Consider the following 20,681-nt stretch of genomic DNA (forward strand, 5'->3'; position numbering starts at 1 on the left):
AAGGACGAAAAATATGCCTTACCTCTATAAAAAATTGTTTTAATGCAATGGTTATTTTTTTGCACCAGCGCAGCGCAAGATATTAATTCGCCGAAGAAAAGCCAATAAAGACATATTTCAGGCAGATAATAGCGGCTCAAAATATTCACCCGCACCAAAAAGGTGCGGATTATTTTTCGTCTGCCACTTTTTGGGGATAATTCGTGGCCAATAAAAATAAAAATATTTTTTCAGGGCATAATTTTACCGTTTGTGTCCACCACTGTTACACCTGGCATGAGCCTTGCTGCAAACTGACTGAATAGCCTGAAGCTCTCTTCAAGGCTGCATTGACAATAAAAAAGCGGGGTTAGCGCCATGACACATTTCACGCTCAAGCAGCTCAAGTACTTTGTCACCGTCGTGGAGGCGCAGAGCATCGCTGAAGCCTCAAGGCAGCTGCATATCGCCCAGCCTTCCGTTTCCATTGCCATCAAAAACCTGGAAGACACTTTTGAGCAGCAGTTTTTTATTCGCCACCACGCGCAGGGCGTTTCGCTCACGCCCGGCGGGCTGCGGTTTTATGAAAAAGCTCGCGAGCTGCTGCGGCTTTCATACCAGTTTGAGCAAAATGCCAAAGCGGATAACGACCTGGTTTCCGGCACCATCGCCATCGGCTGCTTCGAGTCCGCGGCCCCGCTTTATCTGCCGAGGCTCATCGCCGGGTTTCGCAAGCTTTATCCTGACATAACCATCCGACTGTACGACGGGGAGCAAAATGAACTGACCCACGGGCTGCACCGCGGGCGCTTCGACCTCGCCTTTATGTACAACCTGGAGTTAGAGAGCACGCTGCATACCGAAAAACTGAACGCCCCGCAGAAGCCTTACGCTCTGCTGCCTGCGGCTCATCCGCTGGCGAAAAAAACCACCGTCACGCTCAAAGAACTCAGCCGCGAACCGATGATCCTGCTGGACGTTATTCCCAGCAAAAGCTACTTCATGAACATTTTCACCGACAAAGGCCTGCACCCGGAGGTGGCCTACAGTTCGCCGTCGATTGAAATGGTGCGCTGCATGGTCGGCCAGGGCATGGGATTTTCGGTGCTGGTCACCCGCCCCTGCACCGACATAACCTATGACGGCCAGCGCGTTAAGCAGGTGGAAATCATTGATGATATGGCGGCCTCTACGCTGGTGATGGCTTATTTACGCAATAACGAGCCGACCCGGCCGACGCGCTTATTTATGGATTACTGCCGCACCTTTGAGCTGATGCCGAAAACCCTGGGCGAAAATTAAAAAGTGGAGTTTCACCGTCTTAAAATACAGGAAATTCATAGCCCATAGATGGAGACTACTTTATTTATACCTTATCCCTAGATTTATAATATTTTACGGAATGTCTGCCGCTTAATAACCTTGTGCCATCGCGAAGCTGCGCTGAACCTTATTTCCCGAGCATCAAGGAAACAGACATGACCGAAATAAAAATACAGACAGATACCCTTGTGATTGGTGCCGGCCAGGCCGGGATCGCCATGAGCGAGCACCTGACGCGCCTCGGTATTCCCCATCTGGTGCTGGAGAAAAACCGCATCGCCGAAGCCTGGCGCAGCGGCCGCTGGGATTCGCTGGTTGCCAACGGCCCGGCCTGGCACGACCGCTTTCCTGGCCTTGAATTTGACGCCGCCGATCCGGACAGTTTTATCCCCAAAGACGAGGTGGCGAACTACTTCCAAAACTACGCCCGGAAATTTGAAGCGCCGGTAAAAACCGGCGTGGAAGTGAAAAGCGTGACGCGCCATCATGGCAGGCCGGGTTTCACAGTGGAAACCAGCGACGGTATTGTCGAAGCAAAGCATATCGTGGCCGCCACCGGGCCTTTCCAGCGCCCGGTCATCCCGGCTATTGCCCCGGCAGATGACGGGCTAAACCAGATTCATTCCGCCACCTACAAAAACCCGGCTCAGCTACCGGCTGGCGCGGTGCTTGTGGTGGGGGCTGGCTCTTCCGGGGTACAAATCGCCGATGAGCTACAGCGTGCGGGCAAGCAGGTTTACCTTTCCGTGGGTGCCCACGACCGCCCTCCCCGCGCCTACCGCAACCGGGACTTCTGCTGGTGGCTGGGGGTGCTTGGGCTGTGGGATGCGGCGGCCAATCAGCCTGGCAAAGAACACGTCACCATTGCGGTGAGTGGCGCTCGCGGCGGCCACACCGTTGATTTCCGGGCACTCGCACACCAGGGCATTCACCTCGTCGGCCTGACCCAGCGCTTCGCCGAGGGGAAAGTCTTTTTTGAAGATAATCTGGCACACAACATCCGCCAGGGGGATGAAAGTTACCTGGCCCTGCTGGACGCCGCCGATGCGTGGATTACCCGCAACGGGATCGATCTGCCTGAAGAGCCGCAGGCCCGAGTCTTCCCGGCCGATCCGCTTTGCGTCACCCAGCCCACGCTGGAATTGAACCTGGCCGAAGCGGGCATCACCTCGATTATCTGGGCGACCGGATACGCCCCGGACTACGGCTGGCTCAACGTGGATGCTTTTGATGCTCAGGGCAAACCACGCCACCAGCGCGGCGTGTCCAGCGAGCCGGGCGTCTATTTTCTCGGCCTGCCGTGGCTTTCCCGCCGGGGCTCAACGTTTATCTGGGGCGTGTGGCATGACGCGAAATACGTCGCCGACCACATTGAAACCCAGCGCAAGTACAGCCGCTATCTCGACGCTTCCCAGCGCTAACCTTTTTGCCAACAAGGAATTAACCGATGCCCACGCATACCCGTATTCGCATGTTTAACACCAAAGAGACTTACCCTAATCAGTCGCTGAACAACGATCTCTGCCAGGCGGTACGCGCCGGGAATACCGTGTATGTGCGCGGCCAGGTCGGGACGGATTTTGAAGGGAATTTGATTGGGCTGGGCGACCCGCAGGCGCAGGCTGAGCAGGCCATGAAAAACGTTAAGCAACTGCTGGAGGAAGCCGGGAGCGATCTCTCCCACATAGTGAAAACCACGACTTACATTATCGACCCGCGCTACCGCGAACCGGTGTATCAGGAAGTCGGTAAATGGCTGAGAGGCGTCTTCCCGATCTCCACCGGGCTGGTGGTTTCCGCCCTCGGCCAGCCGCAGTGGCTAATGGAAATCGATGTTATCGCGGTGATCCCGGGCGATACTCAGGGGGAAAAATGACCTTTTCCATCGCCGCACGCTGCCGGGACACCGGCCAGCTTGGCATCGCCATTAGCTCGTCCAGCATCGCGGTCGGCGCTCGCTGCCCGTGGCTGGTGCCGGGCGTCGGCGCGGTGTCGAGCCAGAATATTACCCTGCCCGCGCTGGGCCCGATGGTGCTGTCGAAGCTGGGCGAAGGTGCCACGCCGCAGGAGGCGCTAAAGCTGGTCGCCAGTGAACATCTGCACGGCGACTACCGGCAGGTGACGGTCATCGACAGCCACGGCAAAACCGCCTGCCACAGTGGCATTAATTCACTGGGCATTTACCACGCCGTGGAGGGGGACAACTGCGTGGCGGCGGGCAATATGCTGGCCGATACGTCAGTAATTAACGCCATGATCGAACGCTTCGAACAATGCCCCGGCCCGTTGGCTGACAGGCTAATGACCGCCCTTGAAGCGGCGCTGGAAAAAGGGGGTGAAGCCGGGCCGGTACACTCGGCCGCATTAAAGGTAGTGGACACCGTCGCCTGGCCGGTAGTCGACCTGCGCGTTGACTGGGCGGACGATAACCCGATTGCCGCGCTGCATTCGCTCTGGCTGGCCTATAAACCACAAATGCAGGATTACCTGATCCGTGCACTCGATCCGCGAGAAGCCCCCAGCTATGGTGTGCCAGGCGATGAATAGCCAACTGATTCCTTTATTGCAGAAGTTACTGGCGCGAGACACCACCAGCCGCGAGTCGAACCTGGCGCTGATCGAGGATATTCGCGATTACCTTGCCGAATGGGGCATCAGTGCGGAGCTGTTTCACAGTGAGGACGGGCGTAAAGCCAATCTTTATGCGGTGTTTGGCCCGGCAGGCGGCGGCGGTGTGATGCTCTCCGGCCATACCGACGTGGTGCCGGTGGACGGGCAACAGTGGAGCGTCCCTCCTTTCGACATGACTTACCGGGATGGCCGCTATTATGGGCGCGGGGCAGCGGACATGAAGGGCTTTATCGCCTGCGTGCTGGCCTCCGTCCCGGCGTTTCTTTCACAGCCGCTGAAAATACCGCTGCACCTCGCCTTCTCCTACGACGAAGAGGTCGGTTGCCTTGGCGTGCGCAGCCTGGTGGAGCACCTCCGTGCCTCCAAAGAGAAACCCGCGCTGTGTATTGTTGGAGAGCCAACCGAAATGCGCCCGGTTTACGGGCACAAAGGGAAAATTGCCATCCGCTGCGAGGTGCACGGCCTGGCCTGCCATTCTGCCTATGCGCCAGAAGGGGTGAACGCCATTGAATATGCCGCCCGGCTTATCGGCAAACTGGGAGAAGTTCGCGAGGCGCTGACCCAAAAGACGGATGCCCGCTTTGATCCCCCGTTCAGTACGCTCCAGGTTGGCACCATTCACGGCGGCAGCGCGCTGAACATTGTGCCGCAGGAATGCCAGTTTGATTTTGAGATCCGCTACCTGCCGGGCGTCGAAGTCACGGCGGCGATCGCCGACATTCAGGGCTATGCGCAGCAAAAACTGGTGCCCGCCATGCAAAACATCTCCCCGGCAAGCGCCATCCGGTTTACTCCCTTGAGCCACTACCCCGGCCTGCTGACGGATGCCCAGTCAGAATTTGCCCGATGGCTGGCGCAGTGGTGCGACAGCGCTGATTTCAGCACCGTGGCATTTGGCACCGAAGGCGGACTTTTTGACGAAGCCGGGATTGCCACGCTGATTTGTGGCCCCGGTAGCATGGACCAGGGGCACAAGCCCGATGAGTTTGTTGCCGAAGAGCAGCTGCAAAAGTGCATGGCGATGCTGGAAAACCTGCGCCAGTGGATGCGCGCTTGATCGCTGCGTAGCGTCTGCAGGGAAAAACAGATAATTTATGCCAATCAACAGCAAACCAACAGAACATCCCACTTAAATACATCACCATTTAAATCATTAACTCCAGGAAAGGAAAGGACGGCGGCAAATAACCAGTATAATTCTGGGTTTATTCCTTATCGTTGAGCCATTATTTACTCTTAAGGAGGATGATCGTGGAGGATTAATAGTAATAACCCTCTGCTTTCAGAGCATTTCATTCACAATAAATTAATCTAATTTTTACATAAAGGTTTTGCTGTTTCGCTTATTAAATTCGGGTTGGATGAGGGGCATTTTCTTGTTGGAAACGACCAATTCAGCCCTGGAGTTGGTTGGGATGTCCGGGTTCAAAACACGCTTATTTTTACTTAATAAAAACAGCCAACGCCTGCTGTTATTGTGCAGTGGCTTACTGCTTAGTATGCTGGCCGCACTGATTGTCATCGGCATTTTTAAACCCACGGTAAAGCCGCTGAATGACCGAAGTGATACTGCTGCCCTGCTGGTTTATAGCTGGGAAGATCAGGCCAGCTCGCACCTGACATCCGCGAAAATTTATCATTCGACCGATGCAGGGACCCGCAAGGATATTTTATTGATGGTCTGGAACGTGAAGCCCTGTCTTTTGGCAGGGAAAATGTCCGTCTCAGCGATGCCAAATCAGGCCATGAAATGGGTGCAACGCGAACTTCGGGAATCTCTGCGTACCGCTTTGATCCCCTCTCCCGCTTCCCACTGCATATGCCCGGGAGCCGAAGAACGCCCCGATCTTTATAAGCAAAGCATCGTGGCAGAAACCGGATCGCATGGGCAGACCCACGAGCAAGATATAGAAGACAATCATCAACATGAAGGGCAAATACAACCTTCAGCGGCTAACGTCAGGACTATTTTCTCAGCAGAGAAAGTCGATGCGCGGCATGCAGTCTGAAGTCTAGTAAATGGCCCTATTTTGTGTTTTCAGCCAAGGGTTGTTAGCCTTTACGTAAAATAACGCCCGACAGCGGAATGCTGCGCGCATTCCTGAATCAAAAATGGACGAGAAATGAAAACGTATTTCCCTTCCTGGCTGCAGCAAACCGCTATCCTGCTTTTGTGGGGGCTGGTCTATTATCTGTCCGGACTTATCTCGCTAAAATTTGACGACCCGAACTCCGCAATAGCGATTGTCTGGTTCCCATCGGGCGTTGCCGTAGCGGCTTTATTGTCTGCCCGCTGGCGTGACTACCCTGCTCTTATCCTTATCTTCGCGGTAGCAAGCATCCTGCAGGACGAAGCCTGGCACAGCCTGCCTCTTTTTTTAACCACGCTGGGTTATTCGCTGCTGGCGATGCCTGCCAACGTGCTTATTGCCTGGCTGGTACGCCGTTTCTCTCGGCCCAATGACGACCTGCACGTCATCCTGCTGTGGATCTGCGCCACCTTTATTGTCAGCCTGTTCGATGCGCTAATCGTCGGCGGAGGCTACGCGTATTTCACCGACCAGCCGATAACAAAGACCATCTGGAATGGATTCGTTGCCGACGTGACCGGGATTTTCTTCGCAACAACCGTCGTCATGGGCTTCGTGAATAAGCGTGGCCTCCAGGCCGCTCTTACCTGGTCTTCCCGTCTGACAGGTCTGGCGCTGTTACTGCTGATTTGTGCCGCAACGGTGTTTATTTTCGACTACAGCGGGACCTGGCTCAGAACCGAAGCCGCCGCGCTCTATTTTGCCCTTTCTTGCTTACCGATTGTGCTGACGCTAATGCTTTCCCTGGTCTGGGGGAATCGTGGAGGCTCGATTGGCCTGCTGACACTGGGGGCGATTGTTATCCACTTTACCGACCAGCATCAGGGGCCCTTCTTTCTCCACGGCCTTAGCTTCACCGAATCCCTGCTGCTGGCGCTGAGCTATCTCTCTGCGACCGCCTTACTGGTCGTCTTTGTGCGAGTGTTAAGCCGCTCTACGACGCGTTTCAATCCGGACACTGGCCGACTGGCGGGTAATGGCATACTTTATCGACTGGAGCCTGAAACCGGTATTTTCAACTGGGAAAACGATCTCTCTTCACTCCTGGGTTCAACTTCGCCCCAGGCGTTCGACACCATCGAGCGAGTCCTGGCGCAGGTACATCCCTCAGATCGGGAAAAACTTCGGCAGCATTGGCTCTCCCCTGTTCCGAACAAAAGCAAACCCCTGATATTTCGTATCAAGGTGAATAAGGATGAATGGCTCACGCTGGTTGACAGCGGCGGCGTTGCTATGTCCAACGGCGGGACAAGCATTATTGTCGGAAACTGGCAGGTCAGCCATTACGATCTGGCTATCTAAACACGGACGTGAGCACTTTTTAAGGAGAGACAAACTTGTGATTCAGATTGCGTTGTTACTGTTCGGCGTCGACTTTATGCGCTCAAGGGTTAAATATCTGATCCTGCTGGGGAGTCTTTGGAGCCTGCTCGGACTGGCTATTTTCCTGGACGGTCTGGACGGCGTGACGTATTTCCCGTTGCGCTTTTTTGGCCTGCTTTTGCTGCTGGAAAGTCTGGTAACGCTGAGCATCGCTTCCGGCGGAGTCGGAGCGCAAAAAGCCGTGCTTTACTTTAAGGGGGGGATTTTTTGTTTCGTCTCGCTGCTTATCTTATCCAACCAGCCCTACAGCAATTTGCTGCTGGCCATCGTGTTTGGTTTTGCTTATTTCGTCATTGGCCTGTTCGTTATTTTCTCGGCGTGGATTGTACGTTTCCCCCACTGGAAGGGCACCCTGATCACCGGTTTCGCGCAAATTATGTTCGCCTTTTTTATGTTCAGCCCCTGGCCTACACATTATAAAGCTACGGTATCGTTCTTCCTGGGAACACTGATGATTTTCAGCGGGATCCATACCGTACGTCTTGCACTTCGCGTTGCAAGGCTGCGAGAAGGTATCTCGGTCTTCGACCTTTTAGTGCCTGCAGGAATAGGTGTTGAAGTGAAAAAAGGCACGAATATCAAGCCTAAACTCGCCGAACCCGCGAACGTTGATTTTCGTGAACCGCTAACCGTACATATCTGGACCCCGGAAGGTACAGCCAGCGCGTCAACAATTCCACGGCCGGTCATCAACCGCTATATCGCCGCAGTAGACTCCGAAGGTGTTATATCAACGGGCCACGCCGCGCTTGAAGTCCCACCTGATCTTTACATCAGCCTTTATCCTGCAGAAGACATTGATAGGTCGCCAGCCGAGTTTTTGAATACGCTTAAGGCCACACGCGATAATGATGTGCCGGGAACGTATCAGCCTGACTATGCCACTGAATCCGCAGAGTGGTGCCAGTCAGATCGCAAGATCTATTTCCATCATTACAATGGCAAAGCCTTACAGCGTTTCTGGAGTGCCTACAGGCTGACAAAAACTTACAACCTCACCTACCGTAATTGCTCGAGCAGCGTTGCTTACGCTCTTGAAGCGTCGCTGGATGGCGTGCTTTCAAAACATACGCGAAGCTGGTTGTCCATACTCAGAACGCTCGCGATGCCCGAGCTCTGGATAGCCGCCCAGGTGCGTAAACGTGCCACTTCTATGGCCTGGACTCCGGGGCTGGTGATGGATTACGCCAGAGCACTACGCAGCATTGTTCACCCTGTCCCCGAGCCATGGTATCAGCGCGTCACCTTCAAGTGGCGCGACAACAGTAAGGCCGGGGAATAGCCGTTATTAACGGCGGTCAGTGGGTAACAGACTTTGAGAAAAGTTGAATAATCATGATGCCCACGGCAATAAACAACATGCCTGAGATAGCCGGAAGATCGAGTTTTTGTTTATAAAACAGAAATGACATCACCGAAACCAGGAAGATTCCCATCCCCGCCCAGATCGCATAGGCGATACCAATATTCATGGTCTTCACCACTTGGGAGAGGCCATAGAATGAAATTGCGTAGCCCACCACCACCACCACGCTGGGAACCAGACGGCTGAACCCGTCAGAGGCTTTCATCATGGTGGTCGCCAGCGTTTCTGCACATATAGAGATGGCAAGGATAACGTAAGTATTAAGCATATTTTTTCCCGTTGTACAAAATCCTCGGGAGAGTATAGAACTTAATGCGCGGCGGTATTTCAACAACAGGGAAATCGCAGCCGATGCCAGGCGTTACTGTCACACATAAGGTTACCTGTATTGCGGGAGCGAGAGATTGGTCACTGAAATGAAATGCGATAAGTGCTTGAATAATTGGCGGAGAGAGGGGGATTTGAACCCCCGGTAGAGTTACCCCTACTCCGGTTTTCGAGACCGGTCCGTTCAGCCGCTCCGGCATCTCTCCGTTCTGGTGGTTGCCATCATGCCAGGTTATGCGGCATTTTAACAGTCTGGGTTCTTTCGTTTCAGTTCAAACGATGACTTTGCGAGCAAGTAACATGATTAAGTGGCCCTGGAAAGCAACCGATTCAAGCGCCGCCCCCGCGTTACCGTGGGAGCAAGCGTTAGCCATTCCCGTGCTGGCATCACTCAGTGAAACCGAGCAGCAGAAATTAATTGGCCTTGCAGACCGTTTTTTACAGCAAAAACGGCTGGTTCCGCTGCAGGGTTTTGAGCTGGATGATCTGAAGTGCACACGTATTGCACTTCTGTTCTGCCTGCCGGTGCTGGAACTGGGCATTGAATGGCTGGACGGTTTCCACGAAATTTTGCTCTACCCTGCGCCGTTTATTGTGGATGACGAATGGCAGGACGACTTCGGCCTGGTGCATAGCCAGCGGGTGGTGCAGTCCGGGCAAAGCTGGCAGCAGGGCCCTATCGTGCTTAACTGGCTGGACGTGCAGGACTCCTTCGATGCCTCCGGCTTTAACCTGATTATTCACGAAGTTGCCCACAAGCTGGACAGCCGCAACGGCGACCGCGCCAGCGGCGTGCCGTTAATTGCTTTGCGGGATGTGGCCGGCTGGGAACACGACCTCCACGCCGCGATGGACAGCATTCAGGATGAAATCGACATGGTGGGCGAAAATGCCGCCAGCATCGACGCCTATGCCGCTACCGATCCAGCTGAATGTTTTGCCGTGCTTTCCGAATATTTCTTCAGCGCGCCGCAGCTGTTCACGCCGCGTTTCGCCTCGCTTTACCAGCGTTTTTGCCAGTTCTATGGGCAGGATCCGCTCCAGCGCCTGGTTGAGCGTGAAAACTCCCCCGGCACTGCCGGAAATACGGTGCATTAAATCAGCAACGAGGCGTAAATTTAACCATATGAATTAATGCGTTACTTTTACTGTTGACAGGTTTTATGGCCGACGCTAATATTCGCCCCGTTCACACGATTCCTCTGTAGTTCAGTCGGTAGAACGGCGGACTGTTAATCCGTATGTCACTGGTTCGAGTCCAGTCAGAGGAGCCATATTTAAGGGAGCAGACGTTCACTGACGTCTGCTTTCTGCATTTCTATCAGTTGGTTATCCCCTTCTTCAGGTTCACCCTCGTTCACTAAAAACCCCCCGAAGCCATACCTATTAGCTGGTAAATATGTTGGTAATGGTAGTTCGATTCCGTTTTTACCAACAAGCGGGGTATGCCGTTATGCCACTTCCTGATACTAAAGTAAAAAACGCCAAACCCCTTGATAAGGAATACAAGCTGACCGATGGCTTTGGTATGTTCCTTCGCGTTAGCCCTAAAGGTTCCAAATACTGGCAAATGCTTACCGCTTCGACGGGAAGCAAAAAATCTTCTCTATAGGTGTCTACCCTGCTGTTTCACTTGCTGATGCAAGGCAGCGCCGTGATGAAGCTAAAAGACTCTTTGCTCAGGGCATTGACCTAATGCAAAGAAACAGGCAGAGGTTAAAGAGCTAAAGGCCAGGCGTGATAAAACACGCTCTTTCAGTGTAGTGACCCTGACCCCGAATATGCTCCCCTGTATGTTTACCTGGCAGGAGGTAAATCCATGATATGAAGTTCTTCTATATGACGCTTGTTCAGGTTTATCTCACACTGATCTTTATATGATTGATAATCACGCGCCGCCTCCCCGATTGAACTTGCCACACCGAGACAAAGATTTTTCTTGTAAGTCATCCAGGCTTTCTGAGAATCTAAAAAATATTTATTATATACGGAGCCAACAGTTTCATCAGAACTATCAGATTTCTCTGTGGGATAATCATAGTTGGATATAATTTTTTTACTGATCTCAGATATCAAAACATCTAACTGATTATCACTCTCTACCCGTTTTTGATAGAGACAATTATATGCATCAGCAATTTCCTTATGCTCTTTAAAACAGGCGTCTCTTTCATTTCCGGTTGACAACGCCGCATAGGAAGGCAAGGAAAACATCATCACCACTATTAATGAAAATATTTTTTCTTTCATTTCAAATACCTTAACCTTTTCCTGTTGCTTTCATATGACATATAAATAGATGATGCTCGGATAAGTTCAATTAGGGCGGACTTTCCTTTTATTGCCGCTCTGAATAATACTTCAGCATTCTCCACCCCTTGGAAAAATATATCAACCAAAACATCTCTTATCCGTTGTTCAAAACTTTGCCATGCTGGAGCATCAGGTATTCGCCTTGATACCCGGCTATAGACGCTCCTTGTATATTCGAGCTTTTCTCTGTACGCAATTTCAAAGAGCCTGATTTGCTGCTGATGGGTGATTTCTCCCACTAATGGCCCGTACACCTTCACAAACTCACCTGCTAGCCTCCCCTTAAGCCCGGCAGCTCTGGAACAAAGCCTTGCCTTATACTCTTCCAATCCTGCTCCACGCAATGCTGCAAAGACTTCGCCAGTGGAACGATTTCCCATATCATAGCCGCGCCCCAGAGTAACACCGGACGAAACATCAGTCGGCCAGTGAAGTATCCTCGAAAAGTAAGGCGTTCGGTGCTGTCTGAACGGTGCCACAGCGGTAACATAATCAGCGCCCTCCGCATCAAAAGTGATCTGCCCTTCCATTACCCTTAATGGTCCATGCTGGTGTCTTGGTCGCCAGCCCGGAGCAGCATTCTCAAGCGCCACCATAAATGCACTGTCCACTGGATGAACTAATCCAGACGGATGCATGTTCAGCAAACGCTGATACCAACGAATAGCCTCTATGGTTTGCTGACCACACTGCCCATTTATACGTAGATGTCTCCCTGTAGCTTGCTGATAACCAGCATCCAGCATCATTTTCTGGATATTTTTTACATCTTCAGAAGCATTGGTACCGCAGGTCCCGACAGATGAAAATAATCGAGAGGGATGTAGCAACATAGGCTCGTGATATTTTGACATGACAATCTCCCTAATCATCATAAATCTAACAACTAATTGTAATTACTATCCCTTTACAAGTCCCAAAAGATACATCGAATTAGAATATTGCCCAGGCTAAATTCTTGGGGGTGAGAAATAATCATATAAGGATTAAGCCTAAGCAATCGCTATATACGATTTATGATCCACATCAGCAACTCCCGTTAATTCAATTTTTTCCAATTTCATCACCTTCTAACCTTAACCTTTCTGCCGCCTGAAATTTTGATCTGTTTTCCATTGTAGGCAGCCCGAACTTTTCCGCTCTCTCTGATAAGGCTGCTACGATATATGGTATTAACAGGATACTGGCGACAATATTCCTGCTGGTCAGAGATGAGCATTCGCGTTTCATCATTCATTCCGGCCAGCAGTTCCGCCGTAAACGAGGATTGATCCATTGTTGCCAGCAGTTCCGGGGTCAGTTCATGTTACCGGAAGCTGTATCTCCAGCAACGGGTGATGTTTATGTTCTTGCCCAGGGTTTAAATAAACGGAGTAACTATCACGACACAGCCTCTGAACAGTACCAGGATGCCGACGATTTTCATCAGCATGCATCCCTTAAATTAATCCCCCTGCTTTCCCGTTGCCAGCCGCCGCAATACGCCGTATGTTGAATCCCCTGCTCTGGTCCTGATTTAGCGGCTTTACGCGTTGAGGAAAAATGGAATCACTGTTTGTTTACGGCACGCTTCGTCCCGGGCACGTTAACGTCCATATTATGGAAAACATCGGCGGCGAGTGGCTGCCGGGCTATGTGCGCGGCACTTTCTACCAACGCGGCTGGGGTGCTGCCGCCGACTTCCCCGGCATCGTGCTGGATAAAAATGGCCCGGAGGTTCACGGCTATCTGTTTTTATCCCAAAACCTGAGCGAGCACTGGCCGATGCTGGATGAATTTGAAGACGGATACGACCGGGTAGAAGTCGAGGTCACCACGCCTGATGGCCGCATCGTCACCGCGTGGATTTATGAGTTGCAGCCGAAGCGTTAGACCGGAGACCGAATGCAGGTTCGGCCTCCTTCATTTGGTTGGTTAATTTACGCCGAGCCGCAGCGCTAAATAATCCGGATAAGGATTAAAGTAATTCTGCGTCAGCAGATAGCGATCCGGGTACTCCGCCAGATAATGTTTCAGCAGCGTCAGAGGCGCCAGGATCGGCAACAACCCGTCGCGATAATGCAGGATCACATCCCGCAGCTCACCGCGCTGGCGAGTATTCAGCCTGGGACGAAAATACCCCTGAATATGCATCAACACATTGGTGTGATTCTTCCGCGAGGCGGGCGTTTTAAGGATTGCCATCAGCTTCTCACGGTAGGCCACAAAGAAGCTGTCGAGCTCGTCCCACTCATGCAGCGAGGCGACGAAAGGGCCAATCTCGCGGTAGCCCGCCTGATGGTGCGCCAGCAGTTGAAGTTTGTACCGACTATGGAAATCGAGTAACGCGCGGCGGCTCAGGCCGTTAGCCCGCAGCGTGTTCAGTTCATGCAGCGCGAAAACGCGCTCCACAAAGTTCTCCCTCAGCATCGGATCGTGCAGGCGGCCGTCTTCTTCCACCGGCAGCCAGGGGAATGTCTCCAGCAACGCCTGGGTGAACGTCCCCACGCCCTCCTTGCGGCCAGGGTTGCCCTTCACGTCGTACAGCCTGACACGTTCCATCCCGCAGCTCGGTGATTTAGCACAAACGATAAATCCAGCCAGCCCATCCAGACCCGAGACGTAGTTTGTGGCGAAATCAGCCATTTTCTCCGTGACGTCGTCATGCGGCGCCTGGCTAAAACGCATTCTGATCTCCCCTTCGCCCAGTTTCACCAGGCGAAGAGCGGGCCGGGGAACAGGCAGACCAATAGCCATTTCCGGGCAGACCGGTTTGAAGGTCACGCTCTGCGCCAGCTCCTCCATGACAAAGGCCATTCGCTTGTGCCCGCCATCAAATCGCACGGCAGAACCGGTTAAACAGCCGCTGATCCCAATCACAGGTTTGGTGCTCATCGCTTTATCCTCTCTGACTAAATTTTTCGGGTGAAGAACAGCGTGACTGTGCCTACGGTAACCCCGAATTTTTTCATCTCGGTTTTATTGAAGATATGTTTGTCGTCCTGGAGGTACATCCAGTCGTCAAAGTGCAGCAGCCAGGTGCTGCCGTTGGCTTTAACATTCATGCTGTAGCGCCAGTTAAAAGCGTTGCCTGCGGCCTGGCCCGTCGCCACGCCGTCGATATCCCCGGCCGTACCCTCGAAGCGTTCCGCGCTGACGCGGCGGATGCGCCACACCCGCTGCTGCTGTTCCCCATCGTCATAGAGGAAATGTTCATTCAGCGTCAGGGTGTCCCCCACCACATTGCCGTCGACCTCAACGTGAAAGCGGCGCAGCTGTTTCCCGCTGCGATCCTGCACCATGCCCCACGCCTCAGTTTTGCCCTGGAAATAATGGAAGATGTCTAGCGTAGGCTGCTGGTGACGATAATCAGTAATCTCGGTGCTACAGCCAGCCAACAGCATCAGCATCCCCAGAGTGAGTAACAGTATGCGTTTCATTTTTCACCTCCGGTCAGCTGCTGGCGCAGCTCAGGGTATTGCGTTCGGGGTCCCAGCCAGATGGCCAGAAAGCGCGTACTGAAATCAGCAGTCTGGCGCGGCCCTAGTGGCGTAAAGCTTTTTTGCGCCGCAGAGGCGCGATACCAGAACTGGCCCTGCCCGTCAGTCAGGACAAAAGCCAGCTGCGCATCTGTGGTGACATCCGGCCAAAATGTTTGCAGCATCCGCAGCCAGGCCTCACTTCGCGGTTCGCTCGCCAGGATACCCTGCGCCTGCCACTGCTCGCGGGTGGCATCCACCAGCGCCTGGCGGTCGATATCGCGCTTATAGGTAATGATCAACGCCTGATCTTGCTTCAGCCCCTGATAGCGCCCATCCGGCGTGCGCAGCTGAGAGGTATAGACGGTAAACGGCCCCCAGGTCAGGGTCGCGTCTCCCACTTTACGCCAGCTAAGCCAGTCGGCAGCGTGGGCCGCTGACGAAAGCGCGCTCAGACACAGCAGCAGACAAACTTGCAGATAGCGTTTCATACCCGCTCTGCGGTCAGCTGCACCACGCTGATGGTGCGGGCGTTGAATCCGGCCTCACAGTAGCCGAAGTAATAAAGCCACATCCGGCGGAAGCGGGCGTCAAACCCCAGCGCCTCAATCTCCTGCCAGGCATGAATAAAACGCTGCCGCCAGTGCGCCAGCGTGCGGGCATAATCGGGGCCCATATCAAACAAGTTACGCACCACAAAGTCGGTGTGGCGGGTCATCAGGTCGCTCATCACCGTCACGCTGGGTAAGAAACCGCCGGGAAATATGTAGCGCTGGATAAAGTCGACGCTTTTGCTGTAGTCCCGGTAGCGCTGGTCCTGAATGGTGATGGCCTGAATCGCCATTTTTCCTCCCGGGCGCAGGCGTGCCTGGCAGGTGCGAAAGAACGCGGGCAGATAGCGCTGCCCTACTGCCTCGATCATCTCTATCGAAACCAGCTTGTCATATTGCCCGGTCAAATCGCGATAATCGCAAAGCAGCACTTCGACTCTGTCCTGCAGTCCCGCACGAGCGATGCGTGCCTTCGCCCAGTCGTATTGCTCCTGGGACAGCGTGGTGGTGGTAACCCGGCAGCCATAGTGAGACGCGGCGAACTCCGCCATCGCCCCCCAGCCGGTGCCAATCTCCAGCAGATGATCGCTTGCCTTTAACGTCAGCTGTTCACACAGGCGCGCCATTTTTGCACGCTGGGCTTGAACCAGATCCTGCTCCTCAGAGGCAAACAGCGCGCTGGAGTAGAGCAGTTCTTGATCGAGAAATAGCGAGTAAAAGGTATTGCCCAAATCATAATGTGCGGCGATGTTTTCCCGCGCCTGCTCCCGGTGATTACGCCGCGTCCAGTGGCGAAAACGCTCCACGGGTTTACCCAGCAGGCGGAAACCGTTTTCCAGCCGCCCTAAAACACGCCCGTTTAGCGCCAGAATTTGCAGTAACGGGGTTAACTCTTCGCTCTCCCAGTCACCGTCCATCCAGGCTTCGGCGGCCGCCAGGCTCCCGCCGGTGAGCACTCGCCAGTAAACTCTCGGGGAGATAACCTGCACCCCGGCGCTAAGTGAGGCGGCTGCATCACCAAAATGGAAGGTCTGCGATCCTTCACGCACGGTGACAGACCCTTGCTCTATACCGCTCAACAAGCGAAACAACAGCCAGCGTGCGATACGGACGCTGCGCGGCACATCAGGTTCAAGCGCAAAGGCGGGACTGGTCATGAACGTTCACTCCTGCTGGCCGGATGATTGTAAACAGGCACACGTTTGAGCCACAGCCGCAGCGCCTGCCAGTAAATGGCGACCGCAGTTTTTAACGTCATCGCCGGGAAACGCAGCAGCATGGACGTCAGATTTTTGCGCGTCAGGGCCTGACGGCGCAGCAACAGCGTGGCATCAAACACTTTCGAGGCCTGATGATTTTCAATATGCATGTGCAGCGTTTTGCCGGGGGGGTTAAAACGCCAGTGGTACACCATGTCCATCGGGTTAAACGGCGAAACGTGGAAGGCTTTTTCAATCGGACGTGACGCCTGTCCATCCACGGCATAGTAATGGCGCTCGTTCCAGGGAGTATTACGCACCTCGGCAAGCACCCAGCGCAGGGTGTTATCGCCGTCATAGCAGTAGTAAAAATTGACCGGGTTAAAGTGGAAACCGTAGTAACGCAGCTGGGTCAGAAGCATAACTCGCCCTGCAGGCTGCTCCCCCGTCAGGTCTTTCACCCGCGCAAGGACTTTCTCTTTGAGCGGCGTACCCAGCGGGTAATCCACATCGTGAAAAGCGGCTGCGGCGAAGCGGTTACGGCGGATGCCAATCCCCGGCAGCGCATCAAGCTCGTCTAAATCAAGCCAGGCCATGAACACGCGATAGGTAAAGTGGTGCGTTTTAGGCTGAAGGCGGCGGTGGCGCAAGATCCCCTCATAAAGGCAACTGTTCATCTTATTGCCCTCCTCTGGCCGCAATGCCTTGCACCACATCCAGCGCACTGTGCACGCCATCTTCATGAAAACCGCTGTACCAGTAGGCACCACAGAACCAGCTTCGCTGGTGGCCGTTAATCTCGCCGCGACGCGCCTGCGCACGCCAGCTTTGAGGGTTAAAGAGCGGGTGCTCATAAACAAACCGCTGCCAGACGAAACGGGAATCGATGGGCGTTTCCGGGTTAAGCGTCACGCAAAACAGCGGCGCTTCTTTCGGCAACCCCTGCAGAATGTTCATGTTGTAAGTGACGCAGGCGCTGGCCTGCTCCTGCGAACTCAAGCGATAGTTCCAGCTTGCCCAGGCGCGTTCGCGCTCCGGCAGCCAGCGGCGATCGCTGTGTAACACCACCTCGTTACGCTGCCAGCCAATATCGCCCAACACTTCGTGCTCGGCCTGAGTGGGGTGCTCAATCATCGCCAGCGCCTGAGCCGAGTGGCAGGCAAAAATCACCTGATCGAACGCCTGGCTTGCGTGTTCCAGTTGGATGTTAACGCCGTCATGATGACGGACAACGCACTGTACCGGCGAGTTGAGATGCACGGTCAGCCTTTCACCCAGCTGTGCCAGCATCGCCCGGATGTATTCCCGAGAACCACCGGGTACCACGTACCACTGGGGACGCTGAGTAATATCCAGCAGGCCATGGTGCTCAAAGAAGCGCAGAAACAGCGCCAGAGGAAAACGGCGCATCTCTTCCAGCGACGAGGACCAGATAGCGGCACCCATGGGCAAAATGTAGTGACGTGCAAAAAAGGCGCTGAACTGCCGCTGAGCGAGGAAGTCCTGCAACGTCGCCAGGGGATCAATCTCTCCCGCCAGCGCGGCTTTTGCCTGCCGGTTAAAACGGACAATCTCTTTTAACAGTCCCCAAAATAACGGGTTAAAAAGGTTACGACGCTGGGCGAACAGCGAGCTAAATGTGTGGCCGTTATATTCCAGCCCGTTTTGCGGGTTATGCACCGAAAAACTCATCTGCGTTTTTTGCCCACGGATGCCAAGCTCGCTCAACAGGCCCATAAACCGCGGATAAGTCCTGTCGTTATAGACAATAAATCCGGTGTCTATGGCATAGGTTCCCTGCGGCGTAGCAACATCCACGGTGGCAGTGTGGCCTCCCACGCTGGAACCCGCCTCAAAGAGGGTGACCTGATGATGTCCGGCGAGCCGCCAGGCGCAGGTCAGCCCGGCGATACCGCCGCCGATAATAGCGATGTTCATGCGCGAACCATCCTGCGCAAAAAGAGGCGCTGTAGACCTACGGGTAACCCCGCCAGCAGGCGCATCACCAGGCCGAATCCCGTCGGGAAAGCAATGTCATCGCGGCCTTTAGCCAGGCCACGGCGAATCGCCCTCACCGCAGCATCAACGCTTACCCGGCCAGGCATGGAAAAATCGTTTTTTTGAGTTAACGGTGTGTCCACAAATCCCGGTGAAACCACCGTGACGGCAATCCCTTTCGGCTCCCAGTCCAGGCGCAGGCTATTGGCAAACCAGGTCAGCGCGGCTTTCGAAGCGCCATAGGCTTCTGCCCGTGGAAATGGCAACCAGTGGGCCATCGAGCTGACCAGCACGACGCGGTTGCCGGCAACAAGCCGAGGTTGAAGCGCGGCCAGGCAGTTGACCGGCCCAAGAAAATTGGTCGCCATCACCCGCTCAACCAGCGCGGCATCCACCTGGCCGCGATCCAGATACTCACAGGTTCCCGCGCAAAGGATAACCAGATCCGCCCGGCAGTCGGCCAGCGCCTCGCGGCTGGCATCCCGGTCGGTCATATCGAACTGGCGTACCGCGATGTTTGAACTGTGCTGCTGCAAGGTTGCCAGCCGCGCCGCATCTCTGCCGCAGGCAATGACGCGATGGCCCTCATCGGCCCAGGATTTTGCCAGCCCGGCGCCGATGCCGGAGCTTGCGCCCGTAATAAGGACAGTCATCATGGGCGCACCCTTCTTTTCACGCTGCGAACCGCCCAACCCAGCAGGGGCAGATGTTCGTACAGCATTTCTCCGGCATCGTAGTAGTCGCGCTGACGAATAATCAGGTCGTTCTTGAGATCAACCACCGAACAGCCAGGCAAGGACAGCCCTTTTCCACCGGCGACCTTCGGGTGAGACCAGTGCATTGTCCAACCGACGGCAAAACGCGCCTCATCACATAGCGGGGGATCAATAGCAAAGCGGCAGTACGCCACGCTGGCCAGCAGGTGGGCGAAGTAGCGCTGGATCTCAGGCAACCCGCGATGCTCGCCAAACGGATCGATGAGTATGGCCTCGGAGGCGTAAAGCCCGGCCAGCGCCGAGGGCGACTGCTTGTCCAGCCCGGCGTAATAATCAACAAAGCGATGAATGGCGGTTGGCGTTGTGCCCATGAGTTTCACCCTCGCGGTGAAGCACCTGACGTTATCGTATAATTAAAACTTGCACAAATACTTAGATTTGTCCAAGTTTTGATTGTGATATTTTCAAAAAGATAACAATTTCAATTAATTACAAACAGGCAAGCGATGCGGTAGATTTTCATTTTTTGATAGCACAGCTCGGCCCACCGCGTTTTCAGCGGGCCGCTGGAGGAGGATATTGTGGAGGGGAAAACGGGCCTAGAGGGGAATGACCTCGAGCGTAGCGCCCTGCTGCTGCCAGAGTTCAAGCTGCTTTTTACGTGTCGCCGTCAGCTTACCGGAAGTGACCAGCAGCCATTTTCGATCGGGAAAGATTTCCAGGGCAAGGACGGCAGGCGGAACGGGAAGCACGTCGATGCGGTGTCCCTGGCCGGTTCGCCTGAGCGCCTCCAGCCAGATTTCGCAGGGGTCACTCAGATGCCAGCCGGTAATCAGGCAGTTGTCACCGGGGGCTCTTTTATCCCCTTCAAGGCAAAACGAGGTGTAGGCGATAATGATGCCGTCGAGAATTTCGCGCAGGGTCATGATGGCCGGTACGTTAGCCGAGACTTTACTGCGCAGCGGGCGCAACACTTCCGTCACCAGTTCCGCGCGCGGATATTCCCGACCTGCATCGTAGAGAAGCTGGCGAAGAGATTCGATTTTCCCCTCATTCAGCCGCTGCAACATACTCTCCTGCAGGCCAAGCCAGTTGTTCGCCCGGCGCGTTTCAGGCCGGGCCAGCAGCGGTTTAACCTGGCTGACCGGCACCCCTTTTTTCACCCAGTCGAGAATGTTAAGCGCCTGCTGGATATCTTCGTCGCTGTACTGCCGATGACCGCCATCAGTTCGCATCGGCTTGAGCAGGCCGTAACGACGCTGCCAGGCACGGAGCGTGGTGGCGTTTATCCCGCAGAGCCGGGCAAATTCGCCGATGGAGTAAGACATGAAGAGCACCTGATAACCA

22 protein-coding genes, 2 tRNA genes and 1 pseudogene are annotated in these 20,681 nt (G+C 54.3%); 12 read left to right on the forward strand and 13 right to left on the reverse strand.

Annotated elements, in window-relative coordinates; genetic code table 11:
- The first annotated feature begins 357 nt into the window (after positions 1-357).
- The 8 genes from WFN87_RS00595 to WFN87_RS00630 all read left to right on the forward strand — a co-directional run bounded on the left by WFN87_RS00595 (position 358) and on the right by WFN87_RS00630 (position 8,688).
- Positions 358-1,281, forward strand: a complete 924-nt coding sequence (locus tag WFN87_RS00595) for a LysR substrate-binding domain-containing protein (protein ID WP_166872829.1) — start codon at positions 358-360, stop codon at positions 1,279-1,281.
- Positions 1,282-1,457: 176 nt separating this feature from the next.
- On the forward strand, positions 1,458-2,723 hold the full coding sequence (locus WFN87_RS00600; RefSeq protein WP_336983403.1) for a flavin-containing monooxygenase: 1,266 nt from the start codon (positions 1,458-1,460) through the stop codon (positions 2,721-2,723).
- 26 nt (positions 2,724-2,749) lie between these two features.
- Positions 2,750-3,178 (forward strand): RidA family protein, encoded by a 429-nt coding sequence (locus WFN87_RS00605; protein WP_008458066.1) that lies wholly within the window; start codon positions 2,750-2,752, stop codon positions 3,176-3,178.
- Positions 3,175-3,849, forward strand: coding sequence for a DUF1028 domain-containing protein (locus WFN87_RS00610; protein WP_336983404.1), 675 nt, complete (start codon positions 3,175-3,177; stop codon positions 3,847-3,849). Before WFN87_RS00605 ends, WFN87_RS00610 begins: the two co-directional genes overlap by 4 nt.
- Complete coding sequence (gene argE, locus WFN87_RS00615; RefSeq protein ID WP_336983405.1) at positions 3,842-4,990, forward strand: acetylornithine deacetylase; 1,149 nt, start codon at positions 3,842-3,844, stop codon at positions 4,988-4,990. Before WFN87_RS00610 ends, argE begins: the two co-directional genes overlap by 8 nt.
- 319 nt (positions 4,991-5,309) lie before the next feature.
- The gene (locus WFN87_RS00620) at positions 5,310-5,942 is read left to right on the forward strand and encodes a hypothetical protein (RefSeq protein ID WP_286184347.1); all 633 of its coding nucleotides are present in this window, start codon (positions 5,310-5,312) and stop codon (positions 5,940-5,942) included.
- A gap of 114 nt (positions 5,943-6,056) precedes the next feature.
- A complete protein-coding gene (locus WFN87_RS00625) occupies positions 6,057-7,325 on the forward strand; it encodes an MASE1 domain-containing protein (RefSeq protein WP_336707565.1) in 1,269 nt (422 codons plus the stop codon).
- A 37-nt stretch (positions 7,326-7,362) separates the two neighbouring features.
- A complete protein-coding gene (locus WFN87_RS00630) occupies positions 7,363-8,688 on the forward strand; it encodes an HdeD family acid-resistance protein (RefSeq protein ID WP_336981718.1) in 1,326 nt (441 codons plus the stop codon).
- Between the two features lie 16 nt (positions 8,689-8,704).
- Here WFN87_RS00630 and WFN87_RS00635 read toward each other — a convergent pair whose 3' ends face one another.
- Positions 8,705-9,040 (reverse strand): SMR family transporter, encoded by a 336-nt coding sequence (locus tag WFN87_RS00635; protein WP_336981396.1) that lies wholly within the window; start codon positions 9,038-9,040, stop codon positions 8,705-8,707.
- A gap of 175 nt (positions 9,041-9,215) precedes the next feature.
- Positions 9,216-9,305: transfer RNA gene (locus WFN87_RS00640), tRNA-Ser, on the reverse strand.
- A gap of 94 nt (positions 9,306-9,399) precedes the next feature.
- Between WFN87_RS00640 and mtfA the strand changes: the two genes are divergently transcribed.
- The 3 genes and pseudogenes from mtfA to WFN87_RS00655 all read left to right on the forward strand — a co-directional run.
- Positions 9,400-10,197 carry a DgsA anti-repressor MtfA gene (gene mtfA / locus WFN87_RS00645; RefSeq protein ID WP_008458051.1) on the forward strand — a complete coding sequence of 266 codons (798 nt, stop codon included), beginning with the start codon at positions 9,400-9,402 and terminating at the stop codon, positions 10,195-10,197.
- Between the two features lie 100 nt (positions 10,198-10,297).
- Positions 10,298-10,373 (forward strand) — tRNA-Asn (locus tag WFN87_RS00650).
- Positions 10,374-10,552: 179 nt separating this feature from the next.
- Positions 10,553-10,865: pseudogene (locus WFN87_RS00655) on the forward strand (Arm DNA-binding domain-containing protein); the annotation flags it as partial.
- 31 nt (positions 10,866-10,896) lie between these two features.
- Here the strand turns inward: WFN87_RS00655 and WFN87_RS00660 are convergent.
- Positions 10,897-11,349 carry a lysozyme inhibitor LprI family protein gene (locus WFN87_RS00660; RefSeq protein WP_336981399.1) on the reverse strand — a complete coding sequence of 151 codons (453 nt, stop codon included), beginning with the start codon at positions 11,347-11,349 and terminating at the stop codon, positions 10,897-10,899.
- Positions 11,346-12,266 (reverse strand): peptidoglycan-binding protein, encoded by a 921-nt coding sequence (locus WFN87_RS00665; protein ID WP_336981401.1) that lies wholly within the window; start codon positions 12,264-12,266, stop codon positions 11,346-11,348. Before WFN87_RS00665 ends, WFN87_RS00660 begins: the two co-directional genes overlap by 4 nt.
- Before the next feature lie 688 nt (positions 12,267-12,954).
- Here WFN87_RS00665 and WFN87_RS00670 point away from each other — a divergent pair.
- The gene (locus tag WFN87_RS00670; protein WP_336981403.1) at positions 12,955-13,284 is read left to right on the forward strand and encodes a gamma-glutamylcyclotransferase family protein; all 330 of its coding nucleotides are present in this window, start codon (positions 12,955-12,957) and stop codon (positions 13,282-13,284) included.
- Between the two features lie 42 nt (positions 13,285-13,326).
- On the opposite strand, the gene WFN87_RS00675 is transcribed toward WFN87_RS00670, so the two are convergent.
- The 9 genes from WFN87_RS00675 to WFN87_RS00715 all read right to left on the reverse strand — a co-directional run bounded on the left by WFN87_RS00675 (position 13,327) and on the right by WFN87_RS00715 (position 20,662).
- A complete protein-coding gene (locus WFN87_RS00675; RefSeq protein WP_166991441.1) occupies positions 13,327-14,286 on the reverse strand; it encodes a DUF1722 domain-containing protein in 960 nt (319 codons plus the stop codon).
- Between the two features lie 17 nt (positions 14,287-14,303).
- Positions 14,304-14,831, reverse strand: coding sequence for a DUF3833 domain-containing protein (locus WFN87_RS00680; RefSeq protein WP_008458041.1), 528 nt, complete (start codon positions 14,829-14,831; stop codon positions 14,304-14,306).
- Positions 14,828-15,361 carry a hypothetical protein gene (locus WFN87_RS00685; RefSeq protein ID WP_336981405.1) on the reverse strand — a complete coding sequence of 178 codons (534 nt, stop codon included), beginning with the start codon at positions 15,359-15,361 and terminating at the stop codon, positions 14,828-14,830. Before WFN87_RS00685 ends, WFN87_RS00680 begins: the two co-directional genes overlap by 4 nt.
- Positions 15,358-16,578: a cyclopropane-fatty-acyl-phospholipid synthase family protein gene (locus WFN87_RS00690; RefSeq protein WP_336981407.1), complete on the reverse strand. Its 1,221-nt coding sequence runs from the start codon at positions 16,576-16,578 to the stop codon at positions 15,358-15,360. The genes WFN87_RS00685 and WFN87_RS00690 overlap by 4 nt, the downstream gene beginning before the upstream one ends.
- Positions 16,575-17,297: a DUF1365 domain-containing protein gene (locus tag WFN87_RS00695; RefSeq protein WP_336981409.1), complete on the reverse strand. Its 723-nt coding sequence runs from the start codon at positions 17,295-17,297 to the stop codon at positions 16,575-16,577. Before WFN87_RS00695 ends, WFN87_RS00690 begins: the two co-directional genes overlap by 4 nt.
- Position 17,298: 1 nt before the next feature.
- A complete protein-coding gene (locus WFN87_RS00700; protein WP_336981411.1) occupies positions 17,299-18,558 on the reverse strand; it encodes an NAD(P)/FAD-dependent oxidoreductase in 1,260 nt (419 codons plus the stop codon).
- The gene (locus WFN87_RS00705) at positions 18,555-19,274 is read right to left on the reverse strand and encodes an SDR family NAD(P)-dependent oxidoreductase (RefSeq protein WP_336981412.1); all 720 of its coding nucleotides are present in this window, start codon (positions 19,272-19,274) and stop codon (positions 18,555-18,557) included. Before WFN87_RS00705 ends, WFN87_RS00700 begins: the two co-directional genes overlap by 4 nt.
- Positions 19,271-19,705, reverse strand: coding sequence for a nuclear transport factor 2 family protein (locus tag WFN87_RS00710; protein ID WP_166991422.1), 435 nt, complete (start codon positions 19,703-19,705; stop codon positions 19,271-19,273). Before WFN87_RS00710 ends, WFN87_RS00705 begins: the two co-directional genes overlap by 4 nt.
- Positions 19,706-19,933: 228 nt before the next feature.
- The gene (locus WFN87_RS00715; protein ID WP_166991419.1) at positions 19,934-20,662 is read right to left on the reverse strand and encodes a MerR family transcriptional regulator; all 729 of its coding nucleotides are present in this window, start codon (positions 20,660-20,662) and stop codon (positions 19,934-19,936) included.
- Positions 20,663-20,681 lie beyond the last annotated feature (19 nt).

Source organism: Cedecea sp. AS113, from assembly GCF_037152415.1.
Lineage (GTDB): Bacteria > Pseudomonadota > Gammaproteobacteria > Enterobacterales > Enterobacteriaceae > Cedecea.

What these genes read in the sequence shown, in the direction of transcription:
- argE (WP_336983405.1), top strand. Translation starts at nt 3,842, where the DNA reads ATGAATAGCCAACTGATTCCTTTATTGCAGAAGTTACTGGCGCGAGAC.
- WFN87_RS00685 (WP_336981405.1), bottom strand. Translation starts at nt 15,361, where the DNA reads ATGAAACGCTATCTGCAAGTTTGTCTGCTGCTGTGTCTGAGCGCGCTT.
- WFN87_RS00605 (WP_008458066.1), top strand. Translation starts at nt 2,750, where the DNA reads ATGCCCACGCATACCCGTATTCGCATGTTTAACACCAAAGAGACTTAC.
- WFN87_RS00710 (WP_166991422.1), bottom strand. Translation starts at nt 19,705, where the DNA reads ATGGGCACAACGCCAACCGCCATTCATCGCTTTGTTGATTATTACGCC.
- WFN87_RS00660 (WP_336981399.1), bottom strand. Translation starts at nt 11,349, where the DNA reads ATGAAAGAAAAAATATTTTCATTAATAGTGGTGATGATGTTTTCCTTG.
- WFN87_RS00595 (WP_166872829.1), top strand. Translation starts at nt 358, where the DNA reads ATGACACATTTCACGCTCAAGCAGCTCAAGTACTTTGTCACCGTCGTG.
- mtfA (WP_008458051.1), top strand. Translation starts at nt 9,400, where the DNA reads ATGATTAAGTGGCCCTGGAAAGCAACCGATTCAAGCGCCGCCCCCGCG.
- WFN87_RS00600 (WP_336983403.1), top strand. Translation starts at nt 1,458, where the DNA reads ATGACCGAAATAAAAATACAGACAGATACCCTTGTGATTGGTGCCGGC.
- WFN87_RS00680 (WP_008458041.1), bottom strand. Translation starts at nt 14,831, where the DNA reads ATGAAACGCATACTGTTACTCACTCTGGGGATGCTGATGCTGTTGGCT.
- WFN87_RS00695 (WP_336981409.1), bottom strand. Translation starts at nt 17,297, where the DNA reads ATGAACAGTTGCCTTTATGAGGGGATCTTGCGCCACCGCCGCCTTCAG.
- WFN87_RS00670 (WP_336981403.1), top strand. Translation starts at nt 12,955, where the DNA reads ATGGAATCACTGTTTGTTTACGGCACGCTTCGTCCCGGGCACGTTAAC.
- WFN87_RS00700 (WP_336981411.1), bottom strand. Translation starts at nt 18,558, where the DNA reads ATGAACATCGCTATTATCGGCGGCGGTATCGCCGGGCTGACCTGCGCC.
- WFN87_RS00705 (WP_336981412.1), bottom strand. Translation starts at nt 19,274, where the DNA reads ATGATGACTGTCCTTATTACGGGCGCAAGCTCCGGCATCGGCGCCGGG.
- WFN87_RS00635 (WP_336981396.1), bottom strand. Translation starts at nt 9,040, where the DNA reads ATGCTTAATACTTACGTTATCCTTGCCATCTCTATATGTGCAGAAACG.
- WFN87_RS00690 (WP_336981407.1), bottom strand. Translation starts at nt 16,578, where the DNA reads ATGACCAGTCCCGCCTTTGCGCTTGAACCTGATGTGCCGCGCAGCGTC.
- WFN87_RS00675 (WP_166991441.1), bottom strand. Translation starts at nt 14,286, where the DNA reads ATGAGCACCAAACCTGTGATTGGGATCAGCGGCTGTTTAACCGGTTCT.
- WFN87_RS00610 (WP_336983404.1), top strand. Translation starts at nt 3,175, where the DNA reads ATGACCTTTTCCATCGCCGCACGCTGCCGGGACACCGGCCAGCTTGGC.
- WFN87_RS00665 (WP_336981401.1), bottom strand. Translation starts at nt 12,266, where the DNA reads ATGTCAAAATATCACGAGCCTATGTTGCTACATCCCTCTCGATTATTT.
- WFN87_RS00715 (WP_166991419.1), bottom strand. Translation starts at nt 20,662, where the DNA reads ATGTCTTACTCCATCGGCGAATTTGCCCGGCTCTGCGGGATAAACGCC.
- WFN87_RS00625 (WP_336707565.1), top strand. Translation starts at nt 6,057, where the DNA reads ATGAAAACGTATTTCCCTTCCTGGCTGCAGCAAACCGCTATCCTGCTT.